27 protein-coding genes are annotated in these 25,517 nt (G+C 60.8%); 15 read left to right on the top strand and 12 right to left on the bottom strand.

Going from position 1 to position 25,517, the window contains the following annotated elements; all coding sequences use genetic code 11:
• Positions 1-4: 4 nt before the first annotated feature.
• The 4 genes from EE36_RS11620 (at position 5) to EE36_RS11605 (ending at position 4,695) form a co-directional block, all read left to right on the top strand.
• The gene (locus EE36_RS11620; RefSeq protein ID WP_039911830.1) at positions 5-685 is read left to right on the top strand and encodes a type 1 glutamine amidotransferase; all 681 of its coding nucleotides are present in this window, start codon (positions 5-7) and stop codon (positions 683-685) included.
• Positions 685-2,043, top strand: coding sequence for a glutamine synthetase family protein (locus EE36_RS11615; protein WP_005852444.1), 1,359 nt, complete (start codon positions 685-687; stop codon positions 2,041-2,043). The genes EE36_RS11620 and EE36_RS11615 overlap by 1 nt, the downstream gene beginning before the upstream one ends.
• A 73-nt stretch (positions 2,044-2,116) precedes the next feature.
• Complete coding sequence (locus EE36_RS11610; protein ID WP_005852442.1) at positions 2,117-3,421, top strand: FAD-binding oxidoreductase; 1,305 nt, start codon at positions 2,117-2,119, stop codon at positions 3,419-3,421.
• A gap of 95 nt (positions 3,422-3,516) precedes the next feature.
• Entirely contained in the window at positions 3,517-4,695 is a 1,179-nt protein-coding gene (locus tag EE36_RS11605; protein WP_005852441.1) for a DegT/DnrJ/EryC1/StrS aminotransferase family protein, read from the top strand.
• A 106-nt stretch (positions 4,696-4,801) separates the two neighbouring features.
• Here the strand turns inward: EE36_RS11605 and phaR are convergent, their stop codons facing one another.
• From phaR to phaC, 3 genes are all read right to left on the bottom strand, one after another.
• Positions 4,802-5,368: a polyhydroxyalkanoate synthesis repressor PhaR gene (phaR, locus tag EE36_RS11600; protein WP_005852439.1), complete on the bottom strand. Its 567-nt coding sequence runs from the start codon at positions 5,366-5,368 to the stop codon at positions 4,802-4,804.
• A gap of 133 nt (positions 5,369-5,501) precedes the next feature.
• Positions 5,502-5,945: a phasin family protein gene (locus EE36_RS11595; RefSeq protein WP_005852437.1), complete on the bottom strand. Its 444-nt coding sequence runs from the start codon at positions 5,943-5,945 to the stop codon at positions 5,502-5,504.
• A 151-nt stretch (positions 5,946-6,096) separates the two neighbouring features.
• Complete coding sequence (gene phaC / locus EE36_RS11590) at positions 6,097-7,902, bottom strand: alpha/beta hydrolase (protein ID WP_005852436.1); 1,806 nt, start codon at positions 7,900-7,902, stop codon at positions 6,097-6,099.
• A gap of 104 nt (positions 7,903-8,006) precedes the next feature.
• On the opposite strand from phaC, the gene phaZ reads away from it, so the two are divergent.
• Positions 8,007-9,323 (top strand): polyhydroxyalkanoate depolymerase, encoded by a 1,317-nt coding sequence (phaZ, locus tag EE36_RS11585; protein WP_005852434.1) that lies wholly within the window; start codon positions 8,007-8,009, stop codon positions 9,321-9,323.
• Positions 9,323-9,913 carry a DUF6151 family protein gene (locus EE36_RS11580; RefSeq protein ID WP_005852433.1) on the top strand — a complete coding sequence of 197 codons (591 nt, stop codon included), beginning with the start codon at positions 9,323-9,325 and terminating at the stop codon, positions 9,911-9,913. The genes phaZ and EE36_RS11580 overlap by 1 nt, the downstream gene beginning before the upstream one ends.
• Before the next feature lie 21 nt (positions 9,914-9,934).
• Here the strand turns inward: EE36_RS11580 and EE36_RS11575 are convergent, their stop codons facing one another.
• The 5 genes from EE36_RS11575 to EE36_RS11555 all read right to left on the bottom strand — a co-directional run bounded on the left by EE36_RS11575 (position 9,935) and on the right by EE36_RS11555 (position 13,685).
• Positions 9,935-10,645, bottom strand: coding sequence for an alpha/beta fold hydrolase (locus EE36_RS11575; protein ID WP_005852432.1), 711 nt, complete (start codon positions 10,643-10,645; stop codon positions 9,935-9,937).
• 65 nt (positions 10,646-10,710) lie between these two features.
• Positions 10,711-11,325 carry a hypothetical protein gene (locus EE36_RS11570; RefSeq protein ID WP_039912253.1) on the bottom strand — a complete coding sequence of 205 codons (615 nt, stop codon included), beginning with the start codon at positions 11,323-11,325 and terminating at the stop codon, positions 10,711-10,713.
• Between the two features lie 35 nt (positions 11,326-11,360).
• The gene (locus EE36_RS11565) at positions 11,361-12,110 is read right to left on the bottom strand and encodes a carboxylesterase (RefSeq protein ID WP_039911826.1); all 750 of its coding nucleotides are present in this window, start codon (positions 12,108-12,110) and stop codon (positions 11,361-11,363) included.
• A gap of 2 nt (positions 12,111-12,112) precedes the next feature.
• Positions 12,113-12,346, bottom strand: coding sequence for a hypothetical protein (locus EE36_RS11560; protein WP_005852428.1), 234 nt, complete (start codon positions 12,344-12,346; stop codon positions 12,113-12,115).
• A gap of 58 nt (positions 12,347-12,404) precedes the next feature.
• Entirely contained in the window at positions 12,405-13,685 is a 1,281-nt protein-coding gene (locus EE36_RS11555) for an MFS transporter (protein WP_005852426.1), read from the bottom strand.
• 204 nt (positions 13,686-13,889) lie between these two features.
• On the opposite strand from EE36_RS11555, the gene thrS reads away from it, so the two are divergent.
• The 5 genes from thrS (at position 13,890) to EE36_RS11530 (ending at position 18,580) form a co-directional block, all read left to right on the top strand.
• Positions 13,890-15,839, top strand: a complete 1,950-nt coding sequence (gene thrS / locus EE36_RS11550; RefSeq protein ID WP_005852424.1) for a threonine--tRNA ligase — start codon at positions 13,890-13,892, stop codon at positions 15,837-15,839.
• Positions 15,840-16,059: 220 nt separating this feature from the next.
• Positions 16,060-16,362, top strand: a complete 303-nt coding sequence (locus tag EE36_RS11545; RefSeq protein ID WP_005852422.1) for a DUF2282 domain-containing protein — start codon at positions 16,060-16,062, stop codon at positions 16,360-16,362.
• A gap of 91 nt (positions 16,363-16,453) precedes the next feature.
• Entirely contained in the window at positions 16,454-17,302 is an 849-nt protein-coding gene (locus tag EE36_RS11540; protein WP_005852420.1) for a DUF692 family multinuclear iron-containing protein, read from the top strand.
• Entirely contained in the window at positions 17,299-18,048 is a 750-nt protein-coding gene (locus tag EE36_RS11535; RefSeq protein ID WP_005852417.1) for a DNA-binding domain-containing protein, read from the top strand. The genes EE36_RS11540 and EE36_RS11535 overlap by 4 nt, the downstream gene beginning before the upstream one ends.
• A gap of 1 nt (position 18,049) precedes the next feature.
• Entirely contained in the window at positions 18,050-18,580 is a 531-nt protein-coding gene (locus EE36_RS11530) for a DoxX family protein (protein WP_005852415.1), read from the top strand.
• A gap of 3 nt (positions 18,581-18,583) precedes the next feature.
• On the opposite strand, the gene EE36_RS11525 is transcribed toward EE36_RS11530, so the two are convergent.
• Complete coding sequence (locus EE36_RS11525; protein ID WP_005852413.1) at positions 18,584-18,904, bottom strand: arsenate reductase family protein; 321 nt, start codon at positions 18,902-18,904, stop codon at positions 18,584-18,586.
• Between the two features lie 155 nt (positions 18,905-19,059).
• Between EE36_RS11525 and EE36_RS11520 the strand changes: the two genes are divergently transcribed.
• A complete protein-coding gene (locus tag EE36_RS11520) occupies positions 19,060-19,266 on the top strand; it encodes a cold-shock protein (RefSeq protein WP_005852411.1) in 207 nt (68 codons plus the stop codon).
• A gap of 70 nt (positions 19,267-19,336) precedes the next feature.
• On the opposite strand, the gene EE36_RS11515 is transcribed toward EE36_RS11520, so the two are convergent.
• The 3 genes from EE36_RS11515 to thyX all read right to left on the bottom strand — a co-directional run bounded on the left by EE36_RS11515 (position 19,337) and on the right by thyX (position 22,449).
• Positions 19,337-19,630, bottom strand: a complete 294-nt coding sequence (locus EE36_RS11515) for a hypothetical protein (RefSeq protein ID WP_254655580.1) — start codon at positions 19,628-19,630, stop codon at positions 19,337-19,339.
• A gap of 967 nt (positions 19,631-20,597) precedes the next feature.
• Entirely contained in the window at positions 20,598-21,533 is a 936-nt protein-coding gene (locus tag EE36_RS11510; RefSeq protein WP_005852407.1) for a hypothetical protein, read from the bottom strand.
• Positions 21,526-22,449 carry an FAD-dependent thymidylate synthase gene (gene thyX, locus EE36_RS11505; protein WP_005852405.1) on the bottom strand — a complete coding sequence of 308 codons (924 nt, stop codon included), beginning with the start codon at positions 22,447-22,449 and terminating at the stop codon, positions 21,526-21,528. Before thyX ends, EE36_RS11510 begins: the two co-directional genes overlap by 8 nt.
• Before the next feature lie 201 nt (positions 22,450-22,650).
• On the opposite strand from thyX, the gene EE36_RS11500 reads away from it, so the two are divergent.
• The 3 genes from EE36_RS11500 (at position 22,651) to EE36_RS11490 (ending at position 25,517) form a co-directional block, all read left to right on the top strand.
• Complete coding sequence (locus EE36_RS11500) at positions 22,651-23,616, top strand: hypothetical protein (protein WP_005852403.1); 966 nt, start codon at positions 22,651-22,653, stop codon at positions 23,614-23,616.
• A 12-nt stretch (positions 23,617-23,628) separates the two neighbouring features.
• Entirely contained in the window at positions 23,629-25,014 is a 1,386-nt protein-coding gene (locus EE36_RS11495; RefSeq protein ID WP_005852401.1) for a lipopolysaccharide assembly protein LapB, read from the top strand.
• A 68-nt stretch (positions 25,015-25,082) separates the two neighbouring features.
• Positions 25,083-25,517, top strand: a complete 435-nt coding sequence (locus EE36_RS11490) for a VOC family protein (RefSeq protein ID WP_005852400.1) — start codon at positions 25,083-25,085, stop codon at positions 25,515-25,517.

Here is a 25,517-nt window from a genome sequence, read left to right as displayed (position 1 = left end):
CCCCATGAAAATCGGTATCCTTCAAACCGGCCACTCCCCCGACAACATGAAAGACGCGCTTGGCGATTATGGCGATATGTTTGTCAAACTGCTGGGCGGGCACGGGTTCGACTTCCAGATCTGGTCCGTGGTCGATGGCGATTTTCCCGCCTCGGCGGTGGATGCGGACGGCTGGCTGATCACCGGATCGAAACACGGTGCCTACGAGGATCACGACTGGATCCCCCCGCTGGAACAGCTGATCCGCGCCATCCGCGAAGCAGGCCGCCCGCTGGTCGGCATCTGCTTTGGCCACCAAATCATTGCACAGGCCCTTGGCGGCAAGGTCGAGAAATTCGCCGGCGGCTGGTCCGTGGGCCGCACCGAATATACCATCGACGGAGAGACCCTGGCCCTGAACGCCTGGCATCAGGATCAGGTCACAAAACTGCCCGACGGGGCCAAGGTGGTCGGCGCTTCAGACTTCTGCGCCAATGCGGCCCTGCTATATGATGATCAGATCTGGACCATCCAGCCCCACCCCGAATTTACCCAAGACTTTATCGACGGGCTGATCCGCACCCGCGGCAAGGGCGTGGTGCCCGATCACCAGCTTCAGGCGGCCTCTGCCCTGCTGGACGCCCCCACCGACAATGCAAAAATTGCCGACCATATTGCAGATTTCCTCAAGAAAGAGAGATTATGATGTCCGACTGGCTTGAAGAGCTTCCCCCCGCAGCACGCGAATATCTGGAGGGCAAGCGGCTCGACGAAGTTGAATGTATCATCCCCGACCTCCCCGGCATTGCTCGCGGCAAAGCGGTGCCCGCCACAAAATTCGCACGGCAGGAATATTTTCACCTGCCCGACAGCATCTTCTACCAGACCATCACCGGTGAATGGGGCGACGCCGCCGGTGCCGATGGGTTCATCGAAAAAGACATGATCCTGCGCCCCGATATCTCGACCGCGACCGCCGCCCCCTGGACCGGCGACTGGACACTGCAAGTGATCCACGACGCCTTTGACCGCGACGGCAATCCGGTGGAATATTCGCCGCGCAATGTCCTGAAACGCGTTGTCGATCTTTATCGCGCGCAAGGGTGGGAGCCGGTTGTCGCCCCCGAGATGGAATTCTTTCTGGTCGCGCGCAACCTTGACCCCGCGCATGAGATCAAACCGATGATGGGCCGCTCCGGCCGCCCTGCTGCCGCGCGTCAGGCCTATTCCATGACCGCCGTCGATGAATTCGGCCCCGTGATCGACGACATCTACGACTTTGCCGAGGCACAGGGATTCGAGATTGACGGTATCACCCAGGAAGGCGGCGCGGGCCAGCTTGAGATCAACCTGATCCACGGTGACCCGGTGCGGCTGGCCGACGAGGTGTTCTATTTCAAACGTCTGATCCGCGAAGCCGCCCTGCGCCACGATTGCTACGCCACCTTCATGGCGAAACCCATCGCCAACGAACCCGGCAGCGCCATGCATATCCACCATTCGGTGCTGGATGCCACGACGGGCAAGAACATCTTCTCTGGCCCGCAAGGGGGCGAGACGGACGCGTTTTACCACTTTATCGCCGGCATGCAGAACCACATGCCCGACGCGCTGGCCGTCATTGCGCCCTATGTGAACAGCTACCGGCGCTACGTCAAAGACCATGCCGCGCCGATCAATCTGGAATGGGGCCGCGACAACCGCACCACCGGCATCCGCGTGCCCCTCTCCGGCCCCGCGTCGCGCCGGGTCGAGAACCGCCTCGCCGGGATGGACTGCAACCCCTACCTCGGCATCGCCGCCTCGCTCGCCTGCGGCTATCTGGGCCTGATTGAACAGAAAAAGCCCAAAGCCGAATTCAAGGGCGACGCCTATGACGGCGACGGGGATATCCCGCAGGTGCTGGGATCCGCGCTGGATCTGTTTGAAGAGGCCACGACCCTGCACGAGGTGTTGGGCCCCGAGTTCGCCCGCGTCTACGCCATCGTCAAACGCGCGGAATACGAAGAGTTCCTGCATGTGATTTCCCCCTGGGAACGCGAGCACCTGTTGATGAACGTCTAGGCCCGCCGCACCCGCGGGAGCCTTCGGCGAGGATTTAAGACCATTTGGAAGCGGCCAAGGGGGCCGATCTGCAATGAACCTGCTTTACGCAAACGACGCGCCGGGGCGCTATCCAGACAGCTGGTACGCCGCGACCGCAACCCCGACCGATGCCTACCCCACGCTCAAGGGCGATCAGCGCGCGGATGTCTGCGTTGTGGGGGGCGGCTATACCGGCCTGTCGGCGGCGCTGCATCTGGCACAGGCCGGTCGCCGCGTCGTGCTGGTCGAGGCGCAGCGCGTGGGCTTTGGGGCCTCGGGGCGCAATGGCGGCCAATTGGGGAGTGGTCAGCGCGTCGAACAGGACGCGCTGGAAAAGATGGTCGGACGCGACACCGCAACGCGACTATGGGATCTGGGTCAGGACGCCAAAGCGCTTGTCAAAAGCCTGATCAAGACTCACGACATCGATTGCCACCTCAAGCCCGGCGTCGCCTGGACCGCCAGTTCTGCCGGTGACGTAGAGCATCTGCACGCCTATGCCGGTTTCTTGCAGGACCGCTATGGCTACGACCAGATAGAGGTGTTGGACCGCGACGCGCTGCGCAACGTCTGTGCGTCGCCCGCCTATCGCGGCGGTATTCTGGATATGGGGGCCGCGCATCTGCATCCGCTCAACCTCGCCCTCGGGCTGGCACGGGCGGCGCAGGCGGCAGGGGTCGAGATCTATGAACGCAGCGCCGTGCATCAGATCACCGAAGGCAGCCCCGCCACTGTGCAGACCGACGGCGGGCGGGTGACGGCGGACCATGTGATCCTGGCCTGCAACGGCTATCTGGGCGGGCTGAACCGCAAGGTCGCGGCCAAGGTCATGCCGATCAACAATTTTATCGTCGCTACCGAACCCTTGGGCGACCGCGTGAAAGACGTGTTGCCCCGGGATGTCGCCGTGGCCGATAGCAAATTCGTGGTGAATTATTTCCGGCTCAGCCATGATGGGCGGCTGCTGTTCGGCGGCGGCGAAAGCTATGGCTACCGCTTCCCCAGCGACCTCGCCGCCAAGGCGCGCAAACCCATGGGCCAGGTTTTCCCCGCGCTGCGCGACGTCAAGATCGACTATGCCTGGGGCGGCACGCTGGCGATCACCATGAAACGGCTGCCCTTTCTGGCCCGCGTGGCCCCGAACATCCTGTCGGCTTCGGGCTATTCCGGCCACGGCGTCGGCACCGCGATCCACGCAGGGCAGCTGATGGCCCGTGCGATCCAGGGCGATGGCGACGGCTTTGACACGATGAGCGCCCTGCCCACGCCGACCTTCCCCGGCGGCGGCGCGCTGCGCAGCCCGCTGCTTGCGCTCGCCATGAGCTGGTTCAGCCTGCGCGACCGTCTGGGGATATAGTCACAAAACATTCATGAAGCGGAACGGGGAAAAGGCTTGGTCCCATAGGCGCATTGTTTTACCATTCTGAAAACAAACATTCAGGATATTGAAATATGACCCTGCCCGACATGCACAGCGCCGAAGCCATTCCCGACACAGCCCGCGCCGAGATAGAGCAGCTGTTGCAAAGCGGCGATCTGTTTCGCTACACCGCTGCGGCCGATGCGCCGGTGTCCCTGTTGGAGGCCGAGTTTGCGCAGATGATGGGCAGCCGCTATGCGCTGGCGGTGTCGTCCTGCTCTGCCGCGCTGTTTCTGTCGCTGCTGGCGCTGGACCTGCCGCAGAACGCCAAGGTGCTGATCCCCGGCTTTACCTTCGCGGCCGTGCCCTCTGCCGTGATCCACGCCCATTATACGCCGGTGCTCTGCGAGGTCGGGGAAAACTACCGGATCGATATAGAGGATTTCGCCGCCAAGCTGCCGGGCGTTGACGCGGTGATCATCAGCCACATGCGGGGGCATACCTCGGATATGGATGCAATCATGCAGCTGTGCGATGCCGCAAACGTGCCGGTGATCGAGGATGCGGCCCATTCGCTCGGCACCCTCTGGCACGACCGCAAGATCGGCACCATCGGCAAGATCGGCTGCTTTTCCTTCCAGTCCTACAAGATGGTAAACGCGGGCGAAGGCGGCATCCTGATCACCGACGACGCCGATCTGGTGGCCCGTGCGATCATCATGTCCGGTGCCTATGAACATAACTGGAAGAAACACCCCGGCATCGCGGACGCCTGCGCGCGCTGGCAAAACAAACTGCCGCTTTATAACCTGCGTCTTAACAACCTGTCAGCGGTTCTGGTGCGGGCCCAACTGGCCGAACTGCCCCGCCGTGTGGCCGACGGGCTGCGCAATCATGACTATGTCGCGGCCAAGCTGAACGCCGCCCCCCAGATCGACGTCCCCGCCCCGCTGCCCCCCGAAACCCGCGCGCCGGATTCCATCCAGTTCAATCTGGTCGGGCTGGACGATGCCGCCATCCGCGCCTTCGCCGAAGCCAGCGCCAAGGCCGGCGTCAAGGTTCAGGTCTTCGGCCAAAGCACCGATAACGCGCGCGCCTTCTGGAACTGGCAGTTCATCAAGGACCTGCCCGACCTGCCCCGGACCCGCGCCATGTTGATGACCGCCTGCGACGTGCGCCTGCCCGTGCAACTGCAACCAGCCGAGCTCGACGCGATTGTGAATGTGCTGCTCGGGGCGCTGGCAACGGTGACGAAATCTGCCGCGGCCTGAGGCTTCATTTTGCCAGATAAACTCCCGCCGGAGGCATCCGGCAGACACACCAAAGCCCACCCGTCAGCGGGTGGGCTTTAACCGTTCAAACGGGGGCCAATCGCCGTCACTTCAGCTTGGAAAGTTTTTCCTGCAGCTCGGCCAGTTGTTGTTTGATCGCATCCAGACTTTCGGCGTCATCGCCCTTGGCGCTGGCGGGGCGCTGATCGGTCTTGCCCATGCCGTTCCAAGGCGTTGGCATATTGCCGGTCATCGCCTTCATGAACGCCTCTTGCTGGGCCTGCATGACCTCGAAACCGGGCATCTTCGCCATCGGGTTGATCGTGTTCATGTTCTCAAGCACCCGCGCCTGACCGTCGCGCAGCATGTCAAACGATGTCTTGAGGAACTGCGGCACAACGCTCGCATCGGGGGACATATAGCTGCGCACAAGATCGTTCAGCACATCCACGGGCAGCACGGATTCACCGCGGCTTTCATGTTCGGCGATGATTTGCAGCAGATATTGGCGGGTCAGATCGTCGCCTGATTTCAGGTCCACAATCTGCACCTCGCGCCCGTCGCGGATAAACCCCGAGATATCATCCAGCGTCACATAGTCACTGGTTTCGGTATTATACAGGCGGCGGCTGGCATATCGTTTGATAAGCAGGGGCTTGACTGTTTCGGTCACGGTAGATCCTTCCCAAATAGCATGCTGCATTGCAGCTTAGGGCAGCTTAAATGAAAAAGATAGGTGCCACAAAAAAGGGCAGACCGCAAAGTCTGCCCTGATCAATCTTTACCTGAACCAAAGGCCGGTGCGATTACTTCGCAGCGGCTTTCTTTGTGGCGGCTGTCGCGTCGGATGTCGCTTTTTTCACAGCAGCGGTTGCTTCTTCGGACATGTCTTTGCCCGCAGCCATCATCAGCTCGACTGTGTCCATCTGGACCTTCTTCGCGATTTCAGCGAAAGCGGCCATATGCTCGGACGCGACTTCAGCAGAGGCCGAGGTGAACTCGGTCATTGCTTTGGCGTAATCTGCTGGCTCTTGCTTGGCTTTCGACATCTCGGACATTTTTGCCAGAGTGTCTTTTGTCCATTTGCTGGAAATCTCGGCGGATTTCTCGGCAGCGTTCAGTGCTACGCCGGACAGCTTTTCGTTCAGTGTCGCGGTTGTTTTGAACGCGTCGTTCATTGCGGATGTGTCAACTGGGAATGCACCCATCATGTCTTTCATCATCGCGGCGAAATCTGGTGTCTTCGTCATGGTAAACTCTCCTTCTGGGGTCAAGCGGCGTCTACCGCTACGTTATGACTACCCCATAGATAGATGCTGCGGTGCGGCATTGCAAGTTTTTTCTGCGATGCAGCATCGGACCGTTCCAACCCGCCGCCCCATAAAAAATTGACTAATCAGATCAGCCCCTTGCCTTGCGCACCACATAGGTACCCGGGGCTTCGCCCAGGGTGTCACGGCCCTTTTCACCCGGAATACGGGCATCGACTTTCCCGTCAGAGCGATTCTCGAGCCACGCGCCCCAGCGGGGCCACCACGACCCTTCGTGGAACTTTGCCCCCTCCAGCCAGTCCTCGTGATCCAGCGACAGGTTGTCGTTTGTGTAGTGGCCGTATTTGCCTTTGCTCGGCGGGTTCACGATCCCCGCGATATGGCCCGATTGGGTCATCACAAAGGTCTTGTCCGCGCTGCCCATCATGCGCACGCCGCGATAGCTGTCTTTCCACGGCGCGATGTGGTCGGTCTCGCAGCCGATGGCGATCAGCGGCACGTCGATATCCTCCAGCTTCAGACGATGACCCAACAGTTCAAAGCCGCCCTCGACCAGCTTGTTCTGTTGGCAAAGCCCGCGCAGATACTCCATCGCCATGCGCTGCGGCAGATTCGCCCCGTCGCCGTTCCAATACAGCAGATCAAAGGCCGGCGGCGTGTCGCCCAGCATGTAGCTTTTGATCGCGGGCCCATAGACCAGATCATTCGACCGCAAGAAAGAGAAGGTCCGCGCCATGATGACCGAAGGCAGGATCCCCTTGTCCTTGGTCTCTGCCTCGATCCCGTCGATAAAGTCATCGGTCAGGAAGGGCTGGAACTCCCCCTGATCGGAAAAATCGGTGAGCGCGGTAAAGAAGGTCGCGGATTTGACGGATGTATCGCCGCGCTGCTTCATCAAGGACAGCGTCAGCGACAGCGTGGTCCCCGCGATGCAATAGCCTACGGCGTGCACCTGTTCCTGCGCCGTGATCTCCTTGACCTCGCGGATCGCGGTCAGGAACCCGTCCTCGATATAGTCGCCCATGCCGATGTCACGATGACTTTGGTCCGGATTGACCCATGACACCATAAACAGCGTATAGCCCTGATCCACGATCCATTTCACCAGACTGTTCTGGGCCTTGAGATCAAGGATATAGAATTTATTGATCCAGGGCGGGAAGATCACAATCGGCGTGGCATCGACCTTTTCGGTGCTGGGGCTGTATTGGATCAGCTCGAACAGATTGTTGCGATAGACGACCTTGCCGGGGGATGTGGCGATGTTGCGGCCCAGTTCGAACGCGCTTTCATCGGCCAGCCGCACGATCAACTCGCCGTTATTCGCCTCCAGATCGGCAATCAGGTTCTCCAGCCCGCGGATCAGGCTTTCGCCCTCGGTCGCCACAGCGCGTTCCAGCGCATCGGGGTTGGTGGCCAAAAAATTGGTCGGGCTCATCATGTCGATGATCTGGCGGCTGAAGTATTGCAGCCGTTTCTTTTCATGCGGGGCCAGATCGGCCACATGATCCACCGCTTGGCCCAAGGCCTCTGCGTTGATCTGGTACTGCTGTTTGACAAAGTTGAAATAGGGGTGCGATTTCCACAGCGGGTTGGCAAAGCGGCGATCCTCGGGCGAGGTATCTTCCGGCGCGGCCAGTTTGCCTTTGGCCAGCGCCTGCTGCGCCTCCATAAAGTGGCCGACGGATTTGCTCCAGTAGGACACCTGCTGTTCGATCATCTTGGCAGGGTTCTGTACGGCTTCGGTCCAGTAGGACGCGGCGGCCTTTGCAAACAGCTCTTGATTCGGGCCGTCCAAACTCGCCTGATGCGTGTCCCGCCCGACCATGATCTGCGACAGCCGCGCGCCAAGCGCTTCGACCTTACGCAGGTTTTCCTCCATACGTTCCTGTGCCTTGGAGCTCTCTGCGTCGGTCTTGGTTGTTTTTATTGTCATAGTAACCGTTCCTCCCTATGTTTGCACCTGCAGCATCGCGCCGACCTTTGGGGGAGGGTCTGACATGATGCCGGGCACAAGGCCCCCAACAGGAGACCCCTTACATGAAGTATATGGCATCTTACGATTTAATGGAAACGATGAGAAACACCAACCAGTGGCTGGGTGCCACGGCATTGGCGATGGCATCGTATCCCGCTTTTGCCGCCATCCCGAACCCTGCGCTGAACTGGATGGCCGCATGGGGCGAAGTGACCGAACGCAGCTTTTCGCGCATGGTGATCAAACCTGATTGGGATATCCCCCCCGCCGTGGGCGTTGATGGTGCGGACCATCCCGTCCTGATCGAGAAAGAGCTGGAAGGTGCCTTTGGCGATCTGGTGCATTTCGTCGTACAGGGCCGCGATGCGCCCAAGCGCAAGATCCTGCTGGTCGCGCCCATGTCGGGCCACTATGCGACGCTGCTGCGGTCGACCGTCATCAGCCTAATTCCTGACGCGGACCTTTATATCACCGACTGGCACAATGCCCGCGACATCCCCGTCAGCGCCGGCAAGTTCGACGTAGAGGATTATACCCTGCGGCTCGTTGACTATATGCGCCATCTGGGCCCCGACGTGCATGTCATCGCCGTGTGCCAACCCGCCCCGCTGACCCTCGCCGCGACCGCCTATCTGGCGGAACAGGACCCCAAGGCGCAGCCAAGCTCGCTTACATTGATCGGCGGCCCCATCGACACCGCGGCCAGCCCGACAGAGGTGACGGATTTCGGCCACCGCGTGAACATGAACCAGCTGCAAGAGATGATGATCCAGCAGGTCGGCTTCCAGCACCAAGGCGTCGGCCGCAAGGTCTATCCCGGTCTGCTGCAGCTGAATTCCTTTATCACAATGAACGCCGAAACCCATGCCAAGGCCTTCCGCGACCAGATCATGCGCGTCGCACAGGGGCTGGCGGGCGACCACGACAAACACAACAAGTTCTACGACGAATACCTCGCCGTGATGGACATGCCCGCTGAATTCTACCTCTCCACCGTGCAGCGGATCTTCAAGGACAACGAGATCGGCACCAACAGCTTCTCGATCAAGGGTCAGCCCGTGGACATCGGCAAGATCACCGATGTCGCCGTCAAAACGGTCGAGGGCACCAAGGACGATATCTCGGCCCCCGGTCAATGTATCGCGGCGCTGAACCTCTGCACTGGCCTGCCCGACGACAAAAAGGCAAGCCACCTTGAAGACGGCGCAGGGCACTACGGGATCTTTGCCGGCAAAAGCTGGCGCGAGAATATCCGCCCGCTGGTGCTGAAGTTCATCGACGACAACCAGCGCACGGCCAAGGCGACAGCCCCCAAGGCCCCTGCGGCCCCGGCCAGCGCGGGTAAAACCTCGATCCCCGCACAGAAGTCGACGGCATAATGCCCGCCGCGCCGCGTGACCTGCCCTTTGCCTGTGCCTGCGGCACGGTCAAAGGGACCTTGCGCGGCGTGACACCCGCGCGCGGCAGCCACGCCCAATGCCACTGCATCGATTGCCGCGCGGCCGAGGTCTACCTCGACCAGCCCGACCCCGCGCCACGGGCGATCCAACTGTTCCAGACCACCCCCGACAGATTCCACTTCGATCAGGGTTTCGACAAATTGTCGGTGTTTTCCTTCGGGGAGACAAATCTGCTGCGCTGGTATGCCACTTGCTGTGGCACGCCGATGTTCAACACGCTGCGCAAGCCCAAGCTCGCCTTTGCCAGCATCATGACCCGCACCCTGTCCGACCCTGCCCCGCTTGGGCCGATCGTCGGCACCGGCTATATCCCGACGCCCTCGGGCAAGCTGCGGAACGAAGGGCTGCCGCGGTTGATCTGGGGGGCGCTGTCGCGGGCGGCCGGGGCCAAGGTGACAGGCCGCTGGAAGGTGAACCCCTTTATCGATCCGGACACGGCAACGCCCAAACGCCCCGTGCATATCGTTCCGCGTGACCAGCGCAAGGCAATCACCGAGGCGCTGCGCTAACCCGCACTTGACCAGCCCCGATCACGCAGGGGTCAGGGGCATCTTCAACCATTCCTTGATCGCGGCAGTCGTGGCTTCGGGCTGTTCCAGCGTAGGCAGATGCCCTGCCCCCTCGATCACGCGCAAAATCGCATAAGGCAGCAGTTCGGCCATGAAACCATGGCGTTTGACGGGATTGAGCCTGCCCACCTCGCCACACATCACCAGCGTCGGCACCTTGCACTTGCGCAATACCGCCTGCTGGTCACGGGCCCGTTGCAAGGCGCGGGCTTGGCGCACATAGACTTCCGGCCCCAGCGTGTCGGCCATATCCAGCGCAATCTCCAAAATCGCCGCGCGGTCCGGACCGGGGGCGAGCCAGACGGGGTTCAGCTCTTCGCGCATGGCATCGGCCAGCCGCCCCGACTTGACCTTGACGATCAACATCTCGCGCGCGGCGGCGCTCTGCGGCGTTTCGGCCAGCGGGCTGGCATCGATCAACGCCAACCGCGTCAACCGATCCGGCGCACGGCGCAAAATCTCAAGCGCGACAGCACCGCCCAACCCCAAGCCTGCCAGCGCGAAACGCTTGGGCAACTGGTCCAGCAGACCAGAGGCGATTTCCTCGATCCGCTCGCCTTGGGTAATCGGGGCGACAGTCACAGCGGTTTTCGCCGACAGCTCGGCGATCTGCGGCCAGAACACCCGCGCGTCAGACATGAGGCCCGGCAGAAGAACAAGAGGGTCAGCCATGTATGTCCCTGTCACTAGTCATAAATTCGCGTCACTTCGGGACACTGCTGCTGCGCCGCACCTCATCACGGATAGGCGATGCCACGCAAGGGCGGAAAATCGCCATAGCGCGCACGGCGCTGCGCCACGGGCTCCGACGGCGACTTCCCGCCGCGCAACAGCATCCCGCGCGGCGCGATATAGCTCGAGATGCTGCGCAGCGGCTGCGGTCTCCACGTCAGGTTGAAGGCGGCGAGCTTGGGAAAGAACCACATCTCGGAATAGGGCAGATGGTCATGCACCCACCACGCCAGATCACGCCAGTCGCGCCCCTGATCATACTGGTCGGCAAACCACGGGATCACGATGGTCGCCCCCGCAATCGCCTGCGCCTCTGCGCCACGGTCCCAGATGTGACATTCGATCGGGTTGTCATTGGCCGCGCAATTCAACTTGTGCCGGTTGCCATAGGCATTCAGCGCCGCCGACCGATACCCCGACCGCACGGCGATGCGGCCAAAGGTTTCCTCTAGCGGGTCCAGCAGGGTCGTGCAGAAGGCCCGCCCGTTTTCGATGGCAAGATCGGGATTGTCGGGGATATTGGGCTGCCCGTGAAACCCCGAAATCTCTGAGTACATGAAATCGCGCATAAAGAAATGCCGCGACAGCCGGACCCGCCCAAAGGTTTCAAGGCTCCACATGCTGGCCGGTTTACGCATGGCAAAGCCCCTTATCCTCAGGCCGTGGCAGAGACCTCTTCCACCGCTTGGATCAGCAGTTCCAGACAGCGGTCGTCGGAAAAGCGGTGGTCCGCATCCTTGACCAGTTGCAACTGCATGTCCGGCCCCTGCGCATGTTCCAGCAGACGCACGGCTGTGGCAACGCTGACAGCGGTGTCTGCGGTGCCTTGCAGAAAGCGCGTCGGGAACGGCAGATGCAGCGGATCGCGCAGCACCAGCTGCTTGCGCCCGTCCTCGATCATCCGGCGGGTGATGATGTAAGGCTCCATATAATCGGACGGCAGTTCGACCTGCCCCGTCTCGGCCAAAGTCTTTTTCTGCGCCTCGGTGAAGCTGGCCCAATAGCCGTCTTCGGTAAAGTCAGGGGCCGCGGCGATGGTAACCAGCCCCGCGATCCGCGCGGGCAGCGCGCGCACCAGCAGCAGCGATTGCCAGCCGCCCATGGATGATCCCACCGGCAGAATAGCCCCCTCGGTCAACGCTTCTACCGCGGCCAATGTGTCTTCGGCCCAATCACCAATGCAGCCATCTGTGAACGCTCCAGAGGATTCCCCGTGACCCGAGTAATCGAACCGCAAGAACGCCCGCCCCTCGCGTTTGGCCCAGTCTTCAAGGAACACCGCCTTGGTGCCCATCATGTCGGATTTCAGACCGCCCAGAAACACCACGCAGGGGCCTGTGCCTTCGGTCTTGTGATAGGCCAGCCGCCGCCCTTGCGGCGTGTCCAGATACATCGGTGCCGTCATCCTCAGCCCCCCAGATAGGTGCCCTTGGCGGGGCGATAAAAGATTTTCTGGTTGTGCAGACGGCCCAGCAGATCGTCGATCCGGCGCAGGCTGTCTTTGGCGGCATCGGCGGGCAGCATCGATGCGGTGTCATTCAGCGCATCCATCGACAGATCGCGTTTGGTCACATGTAGCGCCGCCTCGATCAGGTCGATATCGCTGATCGTCAGCTCGAAGTTGCGGTTGTGTTTGGACATGGGCGAACCCCTTTGGATCAAATGCGCGCCCCAGTCATACGCCCCGCCGCCCCGACGATCAATCCGCCGCTTCGACTTCGTGCAGACCAAGCGCCGCAATCGCGGCCCCTGCGGACATGACTGCGAATAGAACCAGCGTCGCCACCGGCCCGATCAACGCGGCACCGCCCCCCGCCACGCCCGCGACCAACAGCAGCCCGCCAATCACCGTGTTGGACACGGCGGCATAAGCCGACCGCTGGTCCTTGGGCGACATATCCACCAGATAGGTAGACCGCCCCTGCCGCACCCCGTGATAGGCGATCATCAGGATGAACAGCACCAGCGGCATGGCCCAGATCTGCGTCGCCATCCCAAGCAGCGCCAGCGCCACCGCGCCCCCCATCGCCAAGGCCCCGACAATGCCGGTCAACATCAGCACATGGCGGCTCGACTGGTCCGACAGCCGCCCCCAGACGTACGAGCTTAACAGCGACGCCAAAGCCGAGGCGAGCACCAGCGCGCCAAGCTGGCCAAGGGCGGATTGGTCCTCGCCCCCCGCCAGCACCACAAAATACGGCGGCGCGAGCGATGTGGCGACCAGCAGCCCGCGCACCAGAATGAACCGCCGCAGGTTCGCATCCTCCTTCAGGATAGAGAAACTGGCAGGCGTCGCCTTGCCGCCCTCGCTTTTGGCCTCGTCCAGCGTGGAAAACAACAGCGCCGCGCCGCCCCATAGTGCGGCCGCCAGCGCGATGGCCGCGATCACCACGCCGCGATCCTGCACCAACCCCGACATCAGCAAAAGCGCCAGCACCAGCACCCCGGCAGAGGCGACAGACCCCGCCGTGCCCGTGATCGACCCGCGCCGCGACTTGCCCACGGTCTTGCCAAGGATATCCTTATAGGACACCGAACAGGCCGCACGGCTGACCGCCAGCCCCGCCAGCGCCGCGCAAATCGCCAGCCCCGCCGCTGATCCGTCCAACGTGAGCGCCGCCAGCACGATCAGCGCCGCGAAGATGCCCTGCCCCGCAGATCCGGCGACCCACGCCCATTTGCGCCGCGCCATCGCCTGCACCCAGCCCGCCATCACGATCTGCGGCAACAACGCCCCCGCCTCGCGGATCGGCACCAGCGCCCCGGCATAGACCGCAGGCGCGCCAAGTGCCGTCAGCAGCCACGATAGCATGAGCTTGGGGTCAATCAGCCCGTCGGCCACTTTGGTCATGGTCAGGCTGGCGATATGGCGCAGGGCGTTCGGGGCCTCGGCCTCTTGCGCATGGGACGACAGATCCTGCGCGTCGCCCTCTGCCCCTGAAAGCGTCTCAAACGCCCGCTGCGCCACATCATCCTGCATGTCTTCACGTCCCGTCGCTACCCGTTAATCTGGTGTTATCTATGGCACCGCGCCCCCAAGGAAAGGACGGCGCCCCATTTCACACGCCGCGCCCGCGCGCCCCACCGCGATATTGACAAGCCAGACCACCGACGCCAAACAGGCCGGACGCATATAACCCGCAACCGGGCGTCTCGTAGGCGCCAAACCGACGAGGAGGCCCAGATGGCCCAGATCACCCTCACCCTTCCCGATGGCAACGCACGTCAGTACGACGCAGGTATCACTGCGGGCGACGTAGCGAACGACATCTCCAAATCGCTTGGCAAGAAAGCGATCAGCGCCACCGTGAACGGTGCCCATTACGATCTGGCATGGCCGATCAACGCGGACGCCAGCATCGCGATCCACACCATGGCCGACGAAGCGCAGGCGAACGAGCTGGTGCGCCACGACCTCGCCCACATCATGGCCCGCGCCGTGCAAGAGCTTTGGCCCGACACAAAAGTCACCATCGGCCCCGTCATCAAGGACGGCTGGTACTATGACTTCGACCGCAAGGAATCCTTCACTCCCGAAGACCTTGGCCTGATCGAAAAGAAGATGAAGGAAATCATCAACAAGCGTGACCCCGTCCGGACCGAGGTCTGGGACCGCGAGCGCGCGATCAAGCATTACGAGGACAACGGCGAACCCTATAAGGTCGAGCTGATCAACAGCATCCCCGGCGACGAACCGCTGCGCATGTATTGGCACGGCGACTGGCAGGACCTCTGCCGTGGGCCGCACCTGCAACATACCGGCCAGGTGCCGGGCGACGCGTTCAAACTGATGTCCATCGCGGGGGCCTACTGGCGCGGCGACAGCGACCGCGCGATGCTGCAACGCATCTACGGCGTGGCCTTCACCGGCAAGGAAAAGCTGAAAGCCCACCTGAACATGCTGGAAGAGGCCGCCAAACGCGACCACCGCAAGCTGGGCCGCGAGATGGACCTTTATCACATGCAGGAAGAGGCCCCCGGTCAGGTCTTCTGGCACGCCAACGGCTGGCTGATCTACACCCAGCTGCAAGACTACATGCGCCGCAAGCAACGCGCCGGCGGCTATGTCGAGGTGAACACACCGCAGGTCGTGGACCGTAAACTCTGGGAAGCCTCCGGCCACTGGGAGAAATACCAAGACCACATGTTCATCGTCGAAGTGGACGAGGAACACGCCCGCGAGAAATCGGTCAACGCGCTGAAACCGATGAACTGCCCCTGCCACGTGCAGATCTTTAACCAGGGTCTGAAATCCTACCGCGACCTGCCCCTGCGCATGGCCGAATTCGGGTCGTGCAACCGCTACGAACCCTCGGGCGCGCTCCACGGGATCATGCGCGTGCGCGGCTTTACACAGGATGACGGCCATATTTTCTGCGCCGAAGACCAGATCGAAGCCGAAACCGCCAAGTTCATCGAATTCCTGTCGGGCATCTACAAAGACCTCGGCTTTGAAAACTTCAGCGTCAAATTCTCGGACCGTCCCGAAAAACGCTCAGGCTCGGACGAGGTCTGGGACAAGGCCGAGGCGGCGTTGCTGTCGGCCACCCGCAAGGCAGGCATCGAACCCACGCTCAATCCCGGCGAAGGCGCGTTCTACGGCCCGAAACTGGAATTTGTGCTGACCGACGCCATCGGCCGTGACTGGCAATGCGGCACCCATCAGGTGGACTTCGTGCTGCCCGAACGGCTGGACGCGACCTATATCGGATCGGACGGCGCGAAACACCGCCCCGTCATGCTGCACCGCGCCACCTTGGGGTCGTTCGAACGCTTTATCGGCATCCTGATCGAAGAACACGCGGGCAAGCTGCCCTTCTGGCTCGCCCCGCGTCAGGTCGTCGTCGCCTCCATCACCTCCGAGGCGGATGATTACGTGCACGAGGTCGTGGCCACCCTCAAGGCGCAAGGCGTCCGCGCCGACGCCGACATCCGCAACGAAAAGATCAACTACAAGGTCCGTGAACATTCGGTCGGCAAAGTGCCGGTGATCCTTGCAGTCGGCGCGCGCGAAGTCGAAGAGAAAACCGTGTCCGTCCGCCGTCTGGGGGAAAAGCAGACCTCGGTTCAGGCGCTGTCGGATGTGGCGAACGCCTTGGGCATCGAAGCCACACCGCCCGATTTACGCGGCTGAAAACTGTAACAAACCCCTCGGGGCGCAACGAACTTGCGCCCCGAACATGTCACTATGTTTCAAAATTGCGCCTCCCAACGCTGGAATCTCGCGAATTGTTACAAAAAAACCGGCGATTTTCTGACGCCTCCGTGACACACTCCGATGTGAGTAGCTTTGTCGCACCCCACGCGGCTTAATGTCCTTATCGACAAGCAACCAACCTCAGGAGGAAACACCAATGTCCAACACAATGAAAACACTCGCCGTTGCAGGCGCAGTTGCCGCTGCCCTGTCCGCACATTCGACCGCAGCAAACGCCGCGTCGAAAGAAAAATGCTACGGCGTGGCGCTTGCCGGTCAGAATGACTGCGCCGCAGGCCCGGGCACCACATGCGCTGGCACATCCGTCACCGACTACCAGGGCAACGCCTGGAAACTGGTTGACGCAGGCACCTGCGCCGACATGGAACTGCCCGCAATGGCAGACGGGTCCGAGCGTATGGGCTCCCTCGAAGCGCTGGACCGCGACCTGCCAGCCTAAGCCCTTAGCGGCCTAAACCCTTCGCCTGCGCGGCACGCCCCATGCCGCCGCGCAGGCCCCTTTACACGACCCCTCGAATAGGGAGCCTCTTATGCCAGACGGTGCCACCCGTTTCGACACATTGCCCGCAAGCCCGGGCGTCGGCTATAAACCCCAGCATTTCAAAGACCTGCAAGACGATCCTGGTCCAGTTGAATGGATCGAAATCCATGCAGAGAATTACATGGGCGATGGCGGCCGCCCGCTGGCGCAGCTGCGCGCCCTTTCCGAAAAATTCGCCCTCTCCGTTCATGGCGTCGGGCTGAGCATCGGTGGCGAAATGCCACTGGATCGCGACCACCTCGCCCGTTTGAAAAAGCTCTGTGACTGGGCAAACCCTGCCAGTTTCTCTGAACATCTTGCATGGTCCACCCATGACAGCGAGTTTCTGAACGACCTGCTGCCCCTCCCCTATACCGAGGCCACCCTGTCCCGCGTGGCCGATCACATCAGTCAGGTGCAAGACACGATCGGGCGTCAAATGCTGCTGGAAAACCCTTCGAGCTACCTCGCCTTTGATGAATCCACCTTGTCTGAAACTGACTTTTTAGCCGAGTTAACCCACCGGACCTCCTGCGGTTTATTGCTGGATGTCAACAATGTCTTTATTTCAGCAAAAAACCTCGCCCTCTCCCCGCGCGACTATATCGACGCCTATCCGGTAAACGCCGTGGGCGAGCTTCACGTCGGCGGTCACGAGGAAGACAGCGTCGGTTTCAACCAGCCGCTTCTGATCGACAGCCACAGCCGCCCCGTGGTCGACCCCGTTTGGGATTTGCTGGCCTATACGCTGGACCGTACCGGCCCCAAGCCCGTGCTGGTGGAATGGGACAATGACGTGCCCGATTGGCCAACCCTGCGCGCCGAGGCAGAGCGCGCGGCGGATGTGCTGGCCCGATGACCACGCTGCACCGGTTTCGGACACCCCTGCTGGACCCGACGCAGGACCGCCCCGAGGGGCTGCGCGGTGCCGCTGGCGCGCCCGCTGACACGCGCTATGACGTTTACCGCAACAACGTCACCCATTCGTTAATTGGCGCGCTGCACAGCGCCTTTCCCTTGGTGGTCAAGATTCTGGGCACGCAGAACTTCGACCAGATCGCCCCCGCCTTTGTGCGTGCGCATCCGCCGAGCTCTCCGTTAATGATGCACTATGGCGCTGATTTTCCGCAGTTTCTTGCCGCGCAACCGGCTTTGTCAAAGATGGGTTACCTGCCCGATTGCGCCCGTCTCGACCTGGCACTCCGCCGGTCCTATCACGCCGCCGACAGCGCGCCCTTTGACCTTGCCGCCTTCCAGCAGATTGCGCCCGACGCGATGATGCAGGCGCAGCTGCCCCCCGCCCCCGCGACGGTGTTGCTCCGCTCTGACTGGCCGCTGTATGACATCTGGCGGTTCAACATGCAGGCGGATGCCCCCAAGCCGCAGATGCAGGCGCAGGACGTGTTGATCACCCGTCCCGACTTCGACCCCGCCCCGCATCTGTTGCCCCCCGGCGGCGGCGCATGGTTCGCCGCCTTGGCTGGGGGTGCCACGCTTGATCAGGCCCATGACACCGCGCTGGCCACGCACCCCGATTTCGACCTTGGCGCGGCTTTGGGGCTGTGCTTTGCAACCGGCGCGTTTTGCGCAAAGAACGGCGGATAAGATGCTGAAGACCCTCACCCTTTACGATCGCGCGACCGGCTGGATCACCGCGCAAGACTGGCTGCTGCCCACATTGGCGCGGTTCCTGTTCGCCGCGGTGCTGACGCAGTATTTCTTTACCTCCGGCCTGACCAAGCTTGACGGTCTGTTCACGCTGAGCACCGGTGCCTATGTCCAGATCTTCCCCCGCGCGTTCGAGGAGGCGGGCTATGACGCGACCGCGCTGTCGGCGTGGCACGGGCTGGTGGCCTATGCGGGGACGCTGGCGGAGTTCGTGCTGCCCGCGTTGATCGTGCTGGGGCTGTTCACACGGTTTGCGGCCTTGGGGATGATCGGCTTTGTGGTGCTGCAATCGCTCACCGATCTATACGGCCACGGGCAATGGAGCGCACTAGGCCAGTGGTTTGACCGCCTGCCGGACGGGACCATTCTGGACCAACGCGGGCTTTGGGTGCTGCTGCTGGTGGTGCTGGTGGTCAAGGGCGGCGGGCCGGTTGCGCTGGATCGCGTCTTGCTGGCGCGCCGCCGCTGAGGGTTACTGCGCGGCTTTGACCTTTTCCTCTGTCGCGTCGTTCCAGCCGAGGAACAGATCCTCCCCCACCGCGATCAGGGGGCGTTTCATCAAGGCGGGATGGGCCGCGAGCAATTCCAGCGGATCGGCACCGCGTGCCGCCTCGTCCAGACCGCGCCATGTGGTGGAACGGGTGTTGACCAGTGCTGCGCCGAATAGCGTGTGGGCGCGGGCCAGCACGTCGGCGGGGACACCGTCCTTGCGCACATCGACGAGCTGCGCGTCGGGCAGCGCCTTGATCGCCTTGCGGCAGGTATCGCAGTTTTTCAGACCGTAGATCAGCATTCTCACCTCACTTTTTTGGGGTTTCATATGTCCTAAGATAATCGGGCAGCGCAAAATTTCTTGATTTCCGGCGCGGGTGAACAACCTTTTATCGCGTAAGGCGGCGAAAGCAATTTTTCGACGCTGTGACAGCGATTAATGAGGAGCGTTGAGAAATGCCAACGGGTACAGTCAAATGGTTTAACACCACCAAAGGATACGGATTCATCGCGCCGGAGGGCGGCGGATCGGATGTGTTTGTCCATATCTCTGCGGTGGAACGGTCGGGGCTGACCGGACTGGCGGACGAGCAGAAAGTGTCTTTCGAGATGTCCGAGGGCCGCGATGGCCGTCAGATGGCGACGGATCTGGAACTGCTGTAAAAAAGCCCGATGCCCAAGGGACACCGGGTTTTCTGGTCGTCATGCGGGCAGAGGCACGCGGGGCTGCGGCTTAGCGGCAGCCCTTTTCCCCCGGCACGCAGGAATAGGTGACGGGACGCGGCGTATAGTGCCGCACCTTGTGCTTTTTCGGCGCGGGGTGCGCCATCATCTGCTGGTAGCTGGTGCTGGTGTTCGGCGTGCCGCAGCAGATCACACCGGAAATGGTGATCGGCTGAAGCCCTGCGGGGCAATAGTTGGCCGAGGACGGGTAGGCATAGATCCTGGGCTCTGCCGAAACCTGCGCGGGCAGCAGAACCGCGCCCATCAGACCCAATCCGGCCATCATTCCTGTTGTTAGACGCATAATATCCCTCGTTATTTTCAATTTCCCTTAATTTGCCCCGCGTCAGCGGCCAAGTCTAGCCTTTTTGCCCCCTAGGGGTGTGTTGCTGGTACGGCGTACCGGCAGAGGCGCGGGTTGCGGAGCGGGGCTCGGGTTACCCATGGGTAACTTAAGTAATTGTTATTGTTAGTTTATTTTTGGTTAGACTGGGGGGCGGTGGCGTGCGTTCGCTGGTGTGAGGCGTGGTTCGGCAAAGCCGGATTGAACAGTCCAGTGGACTGTTCGAAGTGCCGAACGCGGAATGTGCAAGCATTTCGCAGGGGAATTATGAGGTGACCTAAACAGGGCCCGCCGCGCCCAAACCGAGGGGTGGGAAGCGAAGCGCCTGCTCCGCGAAGGCAAGCCTTCGCTCTGTCGGTTGCGCGGATGCTTTGCATCCGCTGACCCGCCCCGTGTGGGGGGGGGGTGAGAGACGGTCCGGCGAAGCCGGATTGAACAGTCCAGTGGACTGTTCAAAGTCTCGAACGCGGAATGCGCAAGCATTTCGCCGGGGATGTATGAGGTGACCTAAACAGGGACCGCCGCGCCCGAACCGAGGGGCAGGAAGCGAAGCGCCGACTCCGCGAAGGCAAGCCTTCGCTCCGTCGGTGACGCGGATGCTTTGCATCCGCTGACCCGCCCCGTGTGGGCCCCGCCCCGTGGGGGGGGGTGAGGCACGGTCCGGCAAAGCCGGATTGAACAGTCCAGTGGACTGTTCGAAGTCTCGAACGCGGAATGCGCAAGCATTTCGCCGGGGATGTATGAGGTGACCTAAATCGGGACCGCCGCGCCCGAACCGAGGGGTGGAAGCGAAGCGCCCGCCCCGTGGGGGCGGTTCGGGCGCTGCCCAATCGGAGATTGGGCAATGGGTTTTCAACGGTACCGACGAATGCATCGGGTTTTGAGATGCCTATCCTTCGAGCAGCTGTCTCACAACTGTAGACTAGGCTCAAATATCATCGATCACATCGAAGATATTTGAGTTATCAATGCCTCTGACCTTGATGACCGTATACTTAACAACTCGACCCAGCTTTGAACGCGTGGTCAAAACATCGAACTCCAAAATAGAATCTTCCGCGTTTCGATCATTTAAATTTTTAGTATAACTTTTTCCAATAAGATTAAATGCACCTGGACTTCTTCCAGCATGTGTCAGAAAAAAAGGTACAGTCCTATCTTTTTCTGGAATGAATAACCTTCCATTAAACGTATTAGGATTAAATACTGAAACTTTTCCACGAATTTTTGTTATTTCGTCAGCTCGGCTCCGGTACTTCAATTGCCCATACGTTCCGTGATCGAAAACAATTGAACGCTCCGTTTTCTTACTCATACCCGGAAAAGTAATGACGCCGCTTTCAGCGGTTCCAGAGCTTATCATAGGCCTATGCAACTTGGTCAGGGGAGGCTCAATTTTTTCGGCAAGCGAATCGAATTTACTCGCCTTCGGAAGCCTGATCCCTAACGTTCCTAAGCTTTTTCCGTTCTCATAGACTTCCCTCAAACTCTTATCATAGTCTAAATCTTGACCAGTGACCTTATGAACGACGTAGTCGTAAGCCGAGTAAACTAAGTGCCCTAGTGGATTATCTTTTTTTAGAGTTCCTAGCTTGTATGCCCCATAACCGACCATTCCGATTCCAGCCAAAATAGTGAAGCTACCCGCCTTGGGTGTTCCGCAAACAATTCGGGCCCCTTTCAGTGCTGTTGCTTGGGTTATAACTTCATCATTGAGGATGAGGTGTGTCGTTAAAGCGAGGCTCCTTTCTAAACCCTGAAGAGCTTGAGACAAATCGTATAAATCCAGTTGGTGTTCATCTGACAGAAGACCGTGGTAGGCTAATTTAATCGGTAAAGGCTCAAACTGTATTTCTTCACCCATCAATCACTCCCTTAAACTCCCGCCATTCCCCCTTGCTCATGCCAGAGGTCTCCTGCGTGACCTCCTCACCCTTCACCATCCGGCGGATACACTCAAGAGCTGTATTGGACATAGTCGCGCCACCTAGACGGTAATCCTCGAAGGCGCGGTAGGCGGCGGGGACCCAGTCGGCGACGACGTTGCAGATGGCATCGGCATAGACGCGGATCTCGTATTGGGCGTGGGCATCGGCGCGCAGACGCAGGAAGTGGAACAGGTTGTGCAGGTCCACCTTCCAGTACCATTGCGTGTAGATGTTCGACGGCAGGTTCATCCGCGCCAGCTCTCGTGCCAGACCGTCCTGCGGTTCTCCGTCGGGGCCGGTTTCGGCGATCATCGCCTCGTAATTGTCATAGGCGCGGTTGCTGTCGGACTTGAGGATTTCGAGCACACGGGCGGCCTCTGCCCCTTCCAGAACACCGCCGCGGCCCTGATTGTTCACCACGCTTTGGGCGTTCACATGGGACGGCTCGGGGATGTAGAATTCGCGGTCCAGGATCGAATAGCGGGCGGAGTATTCGTTGACGTTGGCAGTGCGGTGGCGGATCCACTGGCGCGCGACAAAGACGGGCAGTTTGACGTGGAGCTTGATCTCGCACATCTCGAAGGGGGTGGAGTGCCAGTGGCGCATCAGGTAGCGGATCAGCCCTTCGTCGTTCTGCACCGATTTCGTGCCGCGCCCATAGCTGACGCGGGCCGCCTGACAGATCGCCGCATCGTCGCCCATATAGTCGATGACGCGCACAAAGCCGTGGTCGAGCACGGGAATGGCCTTGTAGAGATGGGCCTCCATCCCTTCGGAGACGGTGCGCAGGGTCTGTTTCGGCTCTGCCCGCAGAGCGTCGATTTCGGCTTGTTGGTCGGGGCTGATCGGCATGGGGGGCGTCCTGTCATATGGGCGTGGATTCGGGGTCTACTATATCTGCGGCAGCAGGCCACCGGAACCGCCATATGCGGTATTGTTTTTGGGTAGCACTTTGGCGGCAAATGCAGGCGACACGCGGTGGAGCGTTGACAGCAGGGCGCGCGATTGGCGACTGTCGCGGCAATCAACAAGAAATTTTCGAGGCAGACAGTTATGAAATTCGGGACATCAGCGCTGGCGCTGTGCGCATTTTTGGCAGCATGTGGCAATGGGACGCCGTTTAACGGCGAGACAGAGGCAGATACGGGCACGGGTACTGACGGGAGCACGGGTGCCAGTGCCATTCCCGAAGAACTGGCGAACGACCTCAAGAGCTTTAGCTATGATCCGGCGTCCCAGACGCTGTCGATCACGGGTATCACCGCAGATGATAGCGAGTTCACCGCCAATTATCGCCGCCGCCCCGGCTTGGACCGCAACGGATATGAAGCCTACACCGCGCAGGACGGGTCGCTGGACCGCCACGTCACCGCGTATGTGAAGGACATTGATGGCACCCGCGCCGCTGTGGTGATGACGGGTGGGCAATTCGAGCAGGTCTTTTCGGGCACCGGATATTCCAACACCTCGTATTCAGCGCCGGTCGCACCGGGCACGCAATCCGAGGGCGGGCTGGTGACCTATGCGGGGAATTACATCGGGTTGCTGAACGGAGCCGGGTCCGGGGAAGATCTGGCACCGGTTGCAGACGGGACTGACCCCGACCCCCTGTCGCGTCAGGCCGCCGAAGTGACGGGCAAAGTGGTTCTGACCGGCGACTTCACCGACGCGGCGGTTGCAGGGATCATCTATGATCGCAAGGTGACCGACTTTGATACAGGCGGTGCCTACGATCCCAACTCCGCCACCCCTTTCGAGGCGCAGAACATCGCGCTGGACAGCACTGGCATCGCGGAAGACGGCACTTTCTTCGGGACCGCGTCACAGTCTAACAACGCGGTCGGCGAATACGGCGGTATTTTCGGGGGCACGGGTGCCACGGAAGTTGCTGGTGTGATCCACGCCGAGAACCACATTGCGCTGGGCGGATCGGGCACACCGATCGAGTATGGCGCGTTTGTCCTGACCCAATGCGGCCAACCCGGTGAAGACGCGATCTGCGATCAGCCCGAGCGATAGAGCGGCTGTCTCGTGTCTTTCGCCAAATGCGCCATCGGCTGTGCAGTGGCCGGGCTCTGCCTGCTGAACAGTGATCCTGTCGTGGCAGAGCAGTCGGTCGCGTTGTCCCTGCCAGAGGCCCGATCATTGGCGGTCCATGCGCTGAAGGGTGAACGCCCTGCTCTGGCGTCGCAAATCGCGCGAGGGTTGCTGATCGCGGACCCGCATTCGGCGTATGCGCATTATGTTCTGGCCACAGCCCATGCAGATATGGGGCACGGAACGGATGGGCGAAAGTCTGCGGCCCGAGCCTACCGCTATGCAGACAACAGGGTACAGAAGTTTCAGGCCGCGGAACTGGCAGCACGGCTGACCTTTGCAGATGGGCACCCGACCCTCACTCAGCTTTGGCTTAGACGTGCCGTTCAAAACGCCCCGACCCCGGAAATAGAAGAGCAGCTTGCGCGTGACTATGCCCGTGTGCGGCGTGAGAATCCGTTTCGCTTTTCTATAACAGGCGGGGTGAAGCCCTCTAGCAATGTCAACAATGGTGCTGACACCGCACAGCAGGTGATCGACGGCTTGCCGTTTACCGGGCGGCTCAGCGGATCGGCGCAGGCCCTATCGGGTATCGTCGGTACCGTCGACGCGGTCGTCGGGTACCGTTTGCGGAGCACTCAAAAGACGCGGACGGATCTTTCGGGTCGCCTGTTTGTACAACGTGTGGTGCTTGATAGCGGGTCGCATGATTTGGCACCTGAAGCACGTAACAGTGATTTCGGAGCGACCTATGCAGATGTTTCACTTCGGCAGTCCTTCGCGGTCGGCGCTGCGGGCGGAAGCGCCGATGTAACCGGATCGCTTGGCGAATACTGGTCAGGAGGCGACCGCAGCTATTCATTCATGCGTGTTGGCGTCGGTCGCCGCTGGCAACTGTCTGCTTCGACTTCGGTCTCCATGGGCGCCACACTTGAGAAACGGTTTAGTGACCGAATTAGTTACTTTGACAGTAACACCGTGTCCCTGATTGTAGGGTCCCAACACAGGCTCGCTTGGGGTGATGGTATCGGCGTTTCCGTCAATCTACGCGAGACCGACAGCGACTTCGTCAACTATGCCTCGCAAGCCGCATCTCTACGGTTAAGCTATAGCTTCGCCAATCAAATCGGTCCGGCGGTTGTGAACGCAGGCTTAACCTTGGGAAAAACCGACTACGACACCTATTTTGCGGTTTTCGATGTCCCCGGTGGCAAGCAAGACTACGCAACCTATGCTGACGTTAACATCATGTTACCCGACGTGGACTATGCGGGGTTTGCGCCCAGTGTGACTTTACGCGCCGGACGGACGCGATCCAATGTCAGCCGGTTCGAAATGAGCGAGTTTTCCGTCTCATTGGGATTTCAGTCAAAATTCTGACATCCGCTGGCAACCGCCGCCAGCCGTGCTACCCTGCAGGTCGAAGACGAAAGCAAAGGAGCCAACCCATGCCGATCAAATATTTGCACACGATGGTGCGCGTCAAGGATCTGGAGAAATCGCAAGCCTTCTACGAGCTGCTGGGCCTGAAAGAGCGCCGCCGGATCGACAATGAGGATGGGCGGTTTTCGCTGATCTTCATGTGCCCTCCCGGGCAGGACGACGGCCATGCGGATGTGGAGCTGACCTATAACTGGGACGGCGATGATGCGCTGCCCGATGACAGCCGTCATTTCGGGCACCTCGCCTATACCGTTGAAAACATTTATGAAACCTGCAAGATGTTGCAAGAGAACGGGATCACGATCAACCGTCCTCCGCGCGACGGGTATATGGCGTTCATCCGGTCGCCCGACAATGTGTCGGTCGAATTGCTGCAAGAAGGGGACCGGCTGGAGCCGCAGGAACCCTGGGCCAGCATGGAAAACACCGGCCATTGGTAA

The sequence above is a fragment of the Sulfitobacter sp. EE-36 genome (assembly GCF_000152605.1).
GTDB classification, from domain to species: domain Bacteria; phylum Pseudomonadota; class Alphaproteobacteria; order Rhodobacterales; family Rhodobacteraceae; genus Sulfitobacter; species Sulfitobacter pontiacus.
This window is presented reverse-complemented; position numbering and strand designations above follow the sequence as displayed.